The organism is Dyella kyungheensis, assembly GCF_016905005.1.
In the GTDB taxonomy this organism is placed as follows: domain Bacteria; phylum Pseudomonadota; class Gammaproteobacteria; order Xanthomonadales; family Rhodanobacteraceae; genus Dyella; species Dyella kyungheensis.
The window spans coordinates 150200-162583 of record NZ_JADIKC010000007.1 but is presented as its reverse complement, the minus strand read 5'-3'; the positions used below and the strand labels follow the sequence as shown (position 1 = coordinate 162583).

The 12384-nt window shown below is 64.1% G+C and carries 8 protein-coding genes; 3 read left to right on the top strand and 5 right to left on the bottom strand.

What is annotated here, in order from left to right; genetic code table 11:
- Nucleotides 1-7: 7 nt before the first annotated feature.
- From ISP20_RS15400 to ISP20_RS15380, 5 genes are all read right to left on the bottom strand, one after another.
- Nucleotides 8-2245 (bottom strand): patatin-like phospholipase family protein, encoded by a 2238-nt coding sequence (locus ISP20_RS15400; protein ID WP_204637002.1) that lies wholly within the window; start codon nucleotides 2243-2245, stop codon nucleotides 8-10.
- Nucleotides 2246-2447: 202 nt separating this feature from the next.
- Nucleotides 2448-4721, bottom strand: a complete 2274-nt coding sequence (locus ISP20_RS15395) for a xanthine dehydrogenase family protein molybdopterin-binding subunit (RefSeq protein WP_204637001.1) — start codon at nucleotides 4719-4721, stop codon at nucleotides 2448-2450.
- The gene (locus ISP20_RS15390; RefSeq protein ID WP_204637000.1) at nucleotides 4718-5248 is read right to left on the bottom strand and encodes a (2Fe-2S)-binding protein; all 531 of its coding nucleotides are present in this window, start codon (nucleotides 5246-5248) and stop codon (nucleotides 4718-4720) included. The genes ISP20_RS15395 and ISP20_RS15390 overlap by 4 nt, the downstream gene beginning before the upstream one ends.
- A gap of 52 nt (nucleotides 5249-5300) precedes the next feature.
- Nucleotides 5301-6626: an APC family permease gene (locus ISP20_RS15385; RefSeq protein ID WP_204636999.1), complete on the bottom strand. Its 1326-nt coding sequence runs from the start codon at nucleotides 6624-6626 to the stop codon at nucleotides 5301-5303.
- Between the two features lie 131 nt (nucleotides 6627-6757).
- A complete protein-coding gene (locus ISP20_RS15380; protein ID WP_204636998.1) occupies nucleotides 6758-8683 on the bottom strand; it encodes a S53 family peptidase in 1926 nt (641 codons plus the stop codon).
- 387 nt (nucleotides 8684-9070) lie between these two features.
- On the opposite strand from ISP20_RS15380, the gene ISP20_RS15375 reads away from it, so the two are divergent.
- From ISP20_RS15375 to ISP20_RS15365, 3 genes are all read left to right on the top strand, one after another.
- Complete coding sequence (locus ISP20_RS15375) at nucleotides 9071-9730, top strand: outer membrane protein (protein WP_204636997.1); 660 nt, start codon at nucleotides 9071-9073, stop codon at nucleotides 9728-9730.
- 105 nt (nucleotides 9731-9835) lie between these two features.
- Nucleotides 9836-10492 carry an outer membrane protein gene (locus ISP20_RS15370; protein WP_204636996.1) on the top strand — a complete coding sequence of 219 codons (657 nt, stop codon included), beginning with the start codon at nucleotides 9836-9838 and terminating at the stop codon, nucleotides 10490-10492.
- 154 nt (nucleotides 10493-10646) lie between these two features.
- Nucleotides 10647-12161: a fumarate hydratase gene (locus ISP20_RS15365; protein WP_204636995.1), complete on the top strand. Its 1515-nt coding sequence runs from the start codon at nucleotides 10647-10649 to the stop codon at nucleotides 12159-12161.
- The last annotated feature ends 223 nt before the right edge of the window (nucleotides 12162-12384 follow it).

Below are 12384 nucleotides of genomic sequence, written 5' to 3'. Positions count from 1 at the left end.
CATCGGATCAGGGCGACGGCCGCAACAGCGAGCCGAAGGTGAGGTAGACCGAGTTGTGGCCGCCCTGGGCATAGCCGTAGCCCAGGAACAGCGGCCCCAGCGGCGTCTGGATGCCCAGGAACAGGCTGCTCGCATAGATCAGCGAATCGAGCCGCACCTGGCTCTTGCTCTGCCAGGTATTACCCGCTTCCAGGCTGGCGCCGATGTAGATGGGCGTGGAGAACAGCGCATCCATCTTGCCGGTGCGCCGGTACAGCACCGCGCGCGCCAACGCCGACTGGTTGCCGTTCAACGAACGCTCGGGGTAACCGGACAGATCGAGGAAGCCACCCAGAAAGCCCTGGGTCTCGAAGAAATTCTCGTTGTTGAGCGTGCTGGACGCGCGCAGGCCCAGCAGCAGGTGATATCGGCTGTCGGCCATGCCGAAGTCCGGCACCCAATCGGCATTGAGCTTGACCACATCCGCATTCACGTTGCCGCCCAGCCACGGCCGGTACCACTCGTAGTCGAGGTTGATATGCGCGCCGCGCGAGGGGAATTGCGCGTTGTCGAGGCTGTCCCAGTCGATGCCGACCTTGGCCATCGAGTATTCGGCCGTCTGGCTGGGTGGAAATTCGGTGGGGCTGCCAATGCGCAGGTCGCCGCTGTCGCGCCCGCGCTGGAAGGCGGTGAGCACACGCCAATAGGTCGAGGGCGACCAACCGGTCTCGACGCCCAGGTAACGACGCTTGATGCGGTACTCGGCCAGCTGCCGATCGCCGTCGCTGGTGAATACCGGGTAGTCCTCGTTGCGCAGCAGCGCATAAGGCATCACATAGCCGCCCGCGCCTTGCCAGAACGGCTGGTAGAACTCGGTGGCGGCGCCGCCGATGCGGCCGGCCCACAGGGTGCTGCGCCATTCCGCGCCGAGCGTGTTGATATTGGTGGCGGTGATCTCGCCGGAGAGGAGGTATTCGCTGCGACCGGCAAAATCGTCGTCCAACTCGAAACCGATCTTGCCGTAGACCGGTCCCCACGGCTTGTCGCGCGGAATGATCAGCAAGCCGCGATCGTTGCCCTGCTGCTGCAGGCGATAGTCGATCTGTTGGTAATTGCCGCGCCCGTAGATGCTGCCGATCTGCTCTTCCAGCTTCTTCGGATCGAACGGCTCGCCCACGTCCTTGGCCAGGCGCTGATCGACGAACTCCGCCGTGTCCGTGTGTTTGGCATCGACCTTGAGGAAGGCCACCAGCCCTGGATCGAACTGGCGCTGGCGATGCTGGGCTTCGAACTGCGCCCACTCATCCGGGGTGACCGACAGGGCCTTCAGCCGGGGCAGCGCCGCTTCCGCGGCCGCACGGCCGATGGCGATCGCCTCGGGGCCGCGGTTGAACTCGGCTGCGGTGATGTTGCCGAGCGGCGGCGTGATCAGGATGTCGTTCGGCCCGAGCGTGGCGAGCTGGCGCTGGGTCTTTTCCTCCATCAACGCACTCACCATCTGGTTGAGCACGGCTACGGGATTGCTCAACTCCTCGCGCACCGCCAGCGGCGAGCCCACGTTCACCACGATCAACTGGGTGGCACCCATGCTGCGCGCCACGTCCATCGGAACGTTGTCCATCAAGCCGCCGTCGACCAGCAACTGATCGTCCACGTTGGTGGGCGCGAAGGCACCGGGCACCGACATGCTGGAGCGGATCGACAAGGCCAGGTCGCCCGAACCGAACACCACCGGCTTGCCCGCCACGATGTCGGTGGCCACCGCGCGGAACGGAATCGACAACTGGTCGAAGTCGTGCACGTCCCAGGTGGAAATCAGCAGGCGGCGCAACAACAGCAGCAGCTTCTGTCCTTGCACCACGCCGGCCGGCGTGATGATGCGCCCCTTCTTGTAGCCCACCTCGAAATTGAGCAGATAGCGGTAGTCCGCATCCTTTCGGCGCATCGGCATTTCACCGCGTGCGGGGTTGTCGGAGAACAGGTCGTTCCAGTCCAGCGTGGTGATGATCTGGTGCATTTCCTGCGGCGAATAACCCGCCGCATACATGCCGCCCACGATCGAACCCATGCTGGTGCCGGAAATGCGACAGACGGGAATGTGCTCGCGTTCGAGCACTTCGAGCACGCCGATGTGCGCGGCGCCGCGTGCGCCACCGCCGCCGAGCACGAGACCGATGCATCGTGCCGGTGCCGGCGCGGACTGCGCCCAGGCCGGCATGACGACGCACAGGCACAGCAAGGCGATCAACGCGAACCAACGGTGCATTCCCACCCCCGCGCAAGAAAACGGCGTTACTTGAAGTAGCGCCGGTTCAGGGCATCCTAAGGCAGAACGAAAGGCTGCGCGTCCGTGAAATTACTCAAATCCCCGGGGCAGAATGCCCCAGATTTGTACACGCATTCCTCACAAAGCTGTCTGCACATCCGGGCCTTGCCCGATGTGCGGGGCAGGGCCTGCGCCCTGCCGGTTACAGCATGCGCAGCATTTCCTTCAGCAGCGGCAAACGACGCACGCGCACGGCGCTGACCCGGAACACCGCATTGGCCAGCGCCGGTGCCGCCGTAGGCATGCCCAGGAAGCTTGCGCCGGTGGGATCGCGGTCGCCGGGCACGATGATCACTTCGGTGGTATCCGGCAGCTGCGCCATGCTAGCCAGCGGATAGTCCTTCCAGCCGCGCTGCTGCACTTCGCTGTCCTTGTAGCTCACCGACAGGTTCAGTGCGGTGGAGAGCGCATCGAGCGTGGCGCCGGCGACCTGGCCTTCGAGGCCGGTCGGGTTGATCACGCGGCCCACGTCGACCGCGCACACGACGCGTTCGATGTTGAGCTTGTTGCCCTGCAGCGATGTTTCCACCGCATGTGCCACGTACGCACCATCGACGTGCCAGCAGGCGATGCCCAGGCCATTCACCGTGCGCAACCAGTTCTTCCACTCGATGCGGTCGGCGACCAGCTTGAGCACGTTGATCAGGCGCGCGGTATCGAGCGTGCGACCGTCGCCCAGCGGGATCTGGCGCGGTTCGCCGAGCAGGCGCAGGCGCGTGACCAGCGGATCTTCCTTCAGCGACTGCGCGATTTCATCGACGAAGCTTTCGACGGCGAACGCGTTGTTGACGTGCGGCATGCCGCGCGAGGGGCCGCGCAACATCGCCGACGGCAGCGAATACCAGTCGTTGCGCAGGTTCGGCACCAGGCCGGCCGGCAACTGGTGGGCATCCACTTCGGACGTCCACAGGCGATTGTCGGGAACGCCGCGCATGGCCAGTGCCGACGCACTGGCCATGCGCTGATTCCAGCTGGTGACCTGCCGCTTGCCGTCGAGCGTGGCGCTGAACTTGTGCACCGTGGCCGAGCGGTAGTAGTCCTGCGTCATGTCCTCGTCGCGCGTCCACATCAGCTTGACCGGCTTTTCGACCGCCTTGGCGAGCATCACGGCTTCGGCCACATAATCGTGGTCCAGGCGACGGCCGTAGCCACCGCCGACGCGCGGCACGCGGATCTCGATCTGCGCCGGCGCGAGGCCGGTGAGTCGCTGCACCACTTTCCACGCCTGCTGCGGTGCCTGCGTGGGCACCACGAGCACGGCAGCGTCCTTGTCGATCCGCGCCAGGCAGTTCATCGGCTCGGGCGTGGCATGGGCCAGCCACGGTTGCACATAGGTCGCCTCGACGCGGCGAGCGGCTTTCCTGGCGACCGCATCGACATCGCCGTCGTTGCGCACGCGCATCGCGGGCTGGGCGTTCTTGTCGTTGACGACGTCGGCGGCCTGCTGCTCGAACCAGGCGCTGCTTTCGCTCTGCGCGCCGGCCTTCCACTGCAGCTTGAGCTTGGCGCGGCCCTGCAGCGCGGCCCAGGTGTTTTCCGCCAGCACGGCGACGGCCGGCGAGCGCACGGTCTGGCCGAGCGGAATGCCCGCCTCGGGTTTGATCTGCAGCACCTTCACCACGCCCTTCACTTTCAAGGTTTCGGTGGTGTCGAGGCTTTCCACGCTGCCGTCGGGCCAGGGGCAATGCGACAACACGGCAATCAGTGCTTCGGCGGTGTAGCTGTCGAGTGCGTACGGCGCCTGGCCGGTGACGATGGCGCGCGCATCGATATCGCCTGCGCCTTGGCCGATCAGCGTGTAATGCTCCGGCGACTTGGGCGGCACAGGCGTAGTGGGCGGCGCGATCTTGGCGGCGGCATCGGCCAGCGAACCATAGCCGAAGCGGCGGCCGTCCGGAGCGACGACGCTGCCTTCTTCGCACCGCAGGCGATCAGCGGGAACGCCAAGGCGACGCGCCGCGGCCTGCATCAGCAGCCAGCGTGCGAGTGCGCCGGCGCCGCGAAGATCGGCCCATGCCGCGGGAATGGAATCGCCCAGGCCACTGGTCTGATGGCCGTAGATCCAGCGCGGCTGGCCGTTGTCGTCTTCCACCCCAAGGCCGAGCGAAACCACGCTGACCCGCGTCCAGTCCGCATCGAGTTCGTCGGCGATGATGCGAGCGAGCGAGGTGGAGGTGCCCGTGCCGGTATCCGGATCGCGCACGCCGATCACGATGTTGCCGTCCGCATCGATGCGCACATAGGCGCCCAGGCCGTACAGCGTGTCGCCCAGCATGGCGGCGGGCACCGGCGCGTCGGCGGCGTCGACGGCATCCACGAAGGGAATGCCCACGATCAACGCGCCGGCCGTGCCCGCGAGCACCTTGAGGAAACGGCGACGCGAAAGCGGCACGGTGTTGTCGTTCGCGTGGCTCATGCGTGGGCTCCCTTGGCGACGCGCTTGATGGCGCGGCGCACACGGGTCTGGCAGCCGCAGCGGCAGAGGTTGGGCAACAGGTCGATGTCGTTGTCGCTCGGTTGCGAGTGACGATTGAGCAGATCGAGCGAAGCCATCAGCCAGCCGGGCGTGCAATAGCCGCAGCCGATGGCGTCTTCGTCCACGAACGCCTGCTGCAGCGGATGCAGCGTGCCGTCGGCAGCGGCCAGGCCCTCGACGGTAGTCACCGTCTTGCCGGCCAGCTTGGCCACCGGCAGGCTGGTGGCTGAGGCGAGCTTGCCGTCGACCAGCACCAGGTCGTAGCCGCCTTCGCCATGTTCGCCGCTGTACTTGGTGCCGGTGAGGCGCAGCACATCGCGCAGATACCACAGCAAGGGCATCTGGTCGTCACCGATGTGGCGATAGCTCCTGCCGTTGATCTCCAGGTCGACTCCCTCGCGCACCTTCTCGGGCACGATGGTGTTGCTAGTTCCGGGTGTCGGTAACTGGTCTTGCGCCTGCGCCATCGCCTGAGAGCTCCTTCGGATATCCGCTCATTGTGGCATCGCAGAGGGATGCTTAGGAGGTAACCCGGCTGAACAGGCGTCGCCACACCAGGTAAACCGGGATGCCAGCGGCCATGATCAGCAGGCCGATACCGGTGTTCAGGGGGCTGGTGCGCAGGCTCTGCACCATCACCAGGCCGATGGTGGCGATGAAGATCAGCGGCAGCAGCGGGTAGCCGGGTACGCGGAAGCTGGCCTGATCGCCTTCGCGGCGGCGATACCAGAACAATGTGCCGACGCCAAAGGCGCAGGCGAGCCAATCGCCAAAAGTGGCGTAATCGAGCAGCTGGCCGTAACTGCCCGACCATACCAGCACGATCGCCCAGCCCGAGAGCAGCAACAGCGCGACATTGGGCGTGCGGTGCTTCGGATGCAGCCGGGCCACGCTGCGGAAGAACAAGCCGTCTTCGCCCATCACCTGCAGCACGCGGGCGCCCGCCACCAGAGTGATGTTGCAGAAACCCAATGCCGAAATCGCCACGCCGACCGCGATCAGCTTGGCCCCTGCCGTGCCGAAGACACGCTGCATCACATCGGCGGCCGGCGCGCGGCTGGCGGCAAGCCCGGCGTGGCCCAGCACGGCGAGATAGGCCAGGTTGACCAGCGCGTAGGCCGCAATGACCAGCAGCATGCCGATGAACAAGGCGCGGGGCAGGGTGCGTTGCGGCTCGCTGACCTCGCCCGCGAGATTGTTGAGATAGGTGAAGCCGGAATAGGCAAACAGCACCGGCAGCGCGGCGCCCATGAAACCCACGTCCGCTGTCTGTGGATCGGTGGCCAGCATGCCGTGACCGCTCACGCCGGCCAGGAACAGGCCACAGACCACCAGCACCGCCACCGCCAGCAGCTTGAGCAAGGTGAACAGGTTCTGCACCTGGGCGCCCAGGCGCAGCCCGAACAGGTTGATCAGCGCCACGAAGACCAGCGCGCCGATGGCCAGCGGCGTGGCGGCGCTGGCGGGCAGGCCGAACAGGGAAGCGGCATAGCTGGCGAAAATGGTGGCCACCGCCGCCGTCGATCCCGAATAGATCACCAGCAACATGCTCCAGCCGAACAGGAATCCGGCCAGTGGGCCAAACGCCTCGCGCAGGTACACGTAGCTGCCGCCGGCATGCGGACGCCGCGCACCGAGTTCCGCATAGCAGAGTGCGCCGATCAGGGTCAGCAGGCCCGCGCCGATCCACATCAGCAGCAGCGACAAACCCGACGATGTACGCATCGCCACGACGTACGGATTGAGAAAAATGCCGCCGCCGATGATGCCGCCGACCACGATCATGGCCGCGTCCCACGGGCGGAGGCGACGGACGTAGCCGCCGGACGTCGAGGTTTCGCTCATGAATGCTTCGCTGCCGGAAAGTGCAGCGAGCATGGCAACTGGGGACGCCGGCAGCAAGCCCTTGCGGGGACCCGCTGAAAAAGGAAGGGCCGGCATGGGCCGGCCCTTCGTCGACAATCAGCTGCCGATCATCAGAACACCGTCATGAACAACGCCAGGTTGGTCACGTTGAGCGTGCCCAGGCCCGCGCCGGGTTCATACCCGGAGACACCCTTGTAGAACCAGTTGTCGCCCGCCTTGACGTCGTTGAACGGCGAGAAGGCGCCGTAGCGGAAGATGTTCTGGAACGCATACAGCTGCGGGTTCCACAGGCCTTGCCGGCCATGCGTGGCCTGCGTCAGCAGCGCGGAAATGCCGTTGAGCTGCGGCGCCACGAAGCTGGTGCCGCCTTGTCCGGTCAGCACGCCGCTGCCGTCTTCCGACGACACGAACGCATAGCCCGTTTCCGGGTCGGCGTTCAACGAGATGTCCGGCACGTTGCGACCCTTGAAGTTCGCCGGCAACGTGTAGTTGATGTCGAACTGCGGGAGCAACCAGGTCTGCTTCTTCTCGCTCTTGCGGATGCCCGGGGTGAATGCCTGGTAGGTCGGCAACGGCCAGAACACGCTCACGCCGCCGCCCGCACCAACCGAGAACACTTCGTCGGTGATATCCACGCCGAAGTTCTTCTGGAAGTAGCTGGAGATGTAATCCCAGCCCCAGACGCTCTCCTGCGTGATCGAGGCCTTCGGGCCGCCGCTGAAGCTGAAGCTCCAGGGCACCGTGGTGCCGCCCGCCGTGGTAATGAACGGGTCGGATCCCGGGGCGTCCGCGGTGAGCGGCGGCGGCACCGGATCGGTCAGCGAACCGCCGAACCCGCGCACGGTGTCGTAGGCACCCGAGTCGCCCGAGGTGGCGAACATCGAGATGCCCTGGACCGCGGCTTCCAGGAACACCTGGTGGAAGGCGCGCAACTCGTCGGTGTAGTCGACGCCGCCTTCGGTCTGCGGGAAATACAGGATTTCCGGCTGGCCCCAGCTCACCGACAGACTGTCGACCTTGTTGTCGGACACGGCCTGGTTGAACACATCGAAGAAGCCCGCGTCGGTGTTCGGCGCGTCATAGACGATGATGTCCGCCCACGGCGCCAGGCCGCCGGACTGCTCCACATCCAGCGAGGTTTCGCCCGAGCCTTCCACGCTGCCCAGCGGTCCGCCGCCGTCCACATGCACCTGGGTGATGCGATTGGGCTTCACCGGCAGGCCGATGGCGCTCCAGTACGCATAGGCGTCTGCCGGCAGGAAGTTCGCCAGCGTGGCGATGCCGATGGTGGAACCCTTGCCGTTCACGCCCGCTTTGTAGAGCGGATTGATGTTGTAGCGGTTGGCCACGTCGCCCACGGTGAACGCACCGGGCGTGCAGGTGGCGGTCGGGTTGCCCGTGCAGGCGGGCGCCGCCGGAGCGGGTGCCGCCGCGGTCTTGGCCATCGGACTCATGGTGGCGGCCGCGGCGGGTGAGGTCGAGCTGAAGGAGGAAACGCGGTGCGAGCGATACTTCGCTTCCGAGCTGAGGCCCGAGGCCACGACCAGCGTGCTCGACAGCGTCGACGGCAATTTCGGCGTCGCGTTCGGACGATGGTAGGTCGTGCCGTCGGCGTTGCGGTAATCGTGGATGGACGTCTGGAAGGCCTGGTTGAACTGCCCGATCGTGCCGCTCACCTTGAGCGCCAGATGATTGGGCAGCAGTTCGACCTGGGTCAGCCCTTGCTGCTTGACGAAGGCCTGTACCTTGGCGATGTCGGCGGCCGTGGCGCCGAAGCGATCCGCGAACTGCGCGGTGGTGAGGAAGCGGTGATAGGACGGACTACCCTGGGTCACCGTGCTGTAGACAAGGCTTTCCAACGCGTCCTGATTGCGAAGTCCCAGCACCAGCGTGACATTCACTTTCGTGTTCGTATTGCTAGGACCGAGATCGGCCGGTGACTGACTGCCCGCGGCCATCGCTACCGAAGTAGCGCCACCAAAGAGCAGAAGGCCGAGAGAGACCGCGAGCGACTTGCGATGCAACGTCGAGAGCATGTTGTTTCTCCAGGGTAGATACAGCCGACGCTGCGCATCGACGACGCCCCTGCGCGCCGCCGCGCCTCTCAGCGTGACCGTAAAAAACGGACGTAATCGCTTTCCCCAAAATCCCAGCCCGCCCCCTGGAAATACATCCGCGCTGGTCGGCCGAAACTAGCGCTGATGGCTGTAGTCGTGAAGTGCCTGGCGAATCGTATGAAAATACGAAATCTGCATCGGGCTTGAGGCTGACTGCGTAATATATTGCGGATAGGCCGTTTGGCCGATACGCGAATGAGAGTCCGGTCACGAAACGCGGATGGTCTTAGGGCTAGGTCCCCTGTAACTTCCCGGCTTCGCCGCGGATCGATTGACGCCCGCGGTTCATCAGGCAGGGAAGCTCGCATGAAAAAGTTTGGCTTTGCCGCGGCTGCGGCCATCGCGTTTGCAACGATTTCGACGTCCGCGGTGGCGGCGGATGGGCAGTTCTTCGTCGCCGGAAGTCTGGGGCAGTCCAACTTCAATAGCAGCTTTGCCGATTCCACAGGCAGTCACGACAGGACCGATACGCAAGGCGCACTACGACTGGGCTACGCCTGGCACAGCGGTTCGCTCGATTACGGAGTGGAGGCTGGTTACGCCGATTTGGGCAAGACGTCGACACAAGGAAGCTACGTGGCCCTGATTAGGGGGCTCCTCTTGGTTGAACGCGTCGACTACCGCGATCAGTTTTCGGCGAAAGGTGGGATGTTGGGTGGCAATCTGAAATACAGTTTCAGATCGTGGTACGTGTCCGGGCACGCGGGGTGGTTCAACTCGAAAGTAGCCAGCGAAAACAACCAGATCTTTACCCCTGTCTATTTCCCTGCAAACACCTTTCCATCGAATACCAGGTATTCGCATATTCGCGATTCGGTCACGTCGACTAACGAATACGTCGGGGTTGGAGCAGGCTACAACGTTTCCAGATCCTGGAGCATTGGCGTCGGTTACGACTACTACGACCTTGGAAGCGACTACGGTCACGTGAATGCCTATTCGGCTACGGCGGAATTTCGTTTCTGAGAATCGATCCTCGAAGTACGGTTCCATCGGAAATTTATGGCCTCAAGCGCTCTGAACTTGTCAGGGCAACGAGGGCTAACCTTAAAGACGCAAGGAAGCAGTTCCATGGGTAAGTATCCTTTTTTCGCTGCACTGTTCGCTGCGATGGTCTCTACCTCGGCCGTGGCGCAGGCCGGACAGTTCTTCATGGATGGCGGCATCGGACGATCCAGTTACTCCCTCTCCACCGGCCAGTACGACAACGACAAGACCGACTGGGCAACGTCGATCCGCGCGGGCTACATGTGGCACGGATTCGTGGACTACGGTGTGGAGCTGGGTTATGCGGACCTGGGTCAGGAGGTGGATCGAAACGTCCAATTTCACAACAGCGGATCGGATTATGTGCGTTATTCAACGGCCACCAATGGGTGGCTGTTTGGGGGGAGGCTGGAATATCTGCTGGGCCAATCCTGGTTTGTAATGGCGCGGGGAGGATGGTTTCGGCCGCGCGTCATTGAAGAGAGCGCAGACTGGACCCTTACAAGGGGAGGGCCTGTCCATACGGTTCCGGCGTCCAGTTACTTCCACTATCAGGACTCAGTCGACACGGGCACTCAAACCTATTTCGGCGTCGGCGTCGGCTATTGCCTGACACCGGATTGGCGAGTGGGCCTGAACTATGACTATTACGACCTGGGTTCGCTGTTTTCTATTCCGGGATACCGTCAGCCCTCGTCTCACGTGAAAACCTACTCGGCATCGGTCCAGTTCAGATTTTGATTTTGCGCCGGTAATGGCTCGCGATCGGGCCAGTTCGTGGCCCCGAAGGCTGTCTTTTGGGCCCCGAGAGCCATTTGCGGCACAATAGGAGGGTTGTGCGTCGTGGACATCCCCGTTTTCGACGCCCTGATCCTCCGGAGTCGAAGCAGCCGCCATGACCACCATCAAGCAAGACGATTTGATCCAGTCCGTCGCCGACGCCCTGCAGTACATCAGCTACTACCATCCCGTCGACTACATCAAGAACCTCGCCGCCGCCTATGAGCGCGAGGAGTCGCCGGCCGCGAAGGACGCGATGGCGCAGATCCTGATCAACTCGCGCATGGCCGCCGAGGGCCATCGCCCGCTGTGCCAGGACACCGGCATCGTCACCGTATTCCTGAAAGTGGGCATGAACGTGCGCTGGGACGCCACCATGTCGCTCGATGACATGGTGAACGAGGGCGTGCGCCGCGCGTACAACGGCCCGGACAACAAGCTGCGCGCCAGCGTACTGGCCGATCCGGCCGGCAAGCGCAGCAACACCAAGGACAATACGCCGGCGGTGATCAACGTCTCCATCGTGCCGGGCGACACCGTCGAGGTGATCGTGGCAGCGAAGGGCGGTGGCTCGGAGGCCAAGTCCAAGTTCGCGATGTTGAATCCGTCCGATTCCATCGTGGACTGGGTGCTCAAGACCGTGCCGACCATGGGCGCCGGCTGGTGCCCGCCAGGCATGCTCGGCATCGGCATCGGCGGCACGGCCGAGAAGGCAATGCTGCTGGCCAAGGAATCGTTGATGGAGCACATCGACATCCAGGAGCTGATCGCCCGCGGCCCGCAGAACCGCATCGAGGAGCTGCGCGTCGAGTTGTACGAGAAGGTCAACGCGCTGGGCATCGGTGCGCAGGGCCTGGGTGGCCTTACCACCGTGCTCGACATCAAGATCAAGGATTACCCGACCCATGCGGCGAACCTGCCGGTAGCGTTGATTCCGAATTGCGCCGCCACGCGCCATGCGCACTTCACGCTGGATGGCACGGGCCCGGTCGCGCTTGATCCGCCGTCGCTGGAAGACTGGCCGAAACTCACCTACGACTCCAGCAAGGGTCGCCGTGTGAATCTGGACACGGTCACCCGCGAAGACGTCGCCAGCTGGAAGCCCGGCGAAGTGCTGCTGCTCAACGGCAAGCTGCTCACCGGCCGCGACGCCGCGCACAAGCGCATGGTCGACATGCTCAACAAGGGCGAGCCGTTGCCGGTCGATTTCAAGAATCGCTTTATCTACTACGTGGGCCCGGTCGATCCGGTGCGCGACGAAGTGGTGGGCCCGGCCGGTCCCACCACCGCCACGCGCATGGACAAGTTCACCGAGCAGGTGTTGGCGCAGACCGGTTTGTTGGGCATGGTCGGCAAGGCCGAGCGCGGTCCGGCGGCGATCGAGGCGATCAAGCAGCATCAGTCGGTGTATCTGATGGCCGTCGGTGGCGCGGCCTATCTCGTGTCCAAGGCGATCAAGGCATCCCGCGTGGTCGGTTTTGCCGACCTGGGCATGGAAGCGATCTACGAGTTCACGGTTGAGGACATGCCGGTGACCGTGGCCGTGGATTCCGCCGGTACATCCGTGCATCAGACGGGGCCGAAGGAATGGCAGGGGCGGATTGGCAAGATCCCCGTGGTCGTCGCGTAACACCACACTTCTCCTTCTCCCCTCCGGGGAGAAGGCCGGGATGGGGGCGGGTGCTCGTCCGAACGTTGCTAACTTGAACTCTCGCTCGGCTAGAAACCGAGGCTGGATTAGCCCCTCACCCCAACCCTCTCCCGCAGGGGAGGGGGAGGGGGAGCGGACTGCGGTACTCCGAAATCTCTCCGCATTTAGCCATCCAAACGCCTGCCTTTTTGAGTGGTTGCAT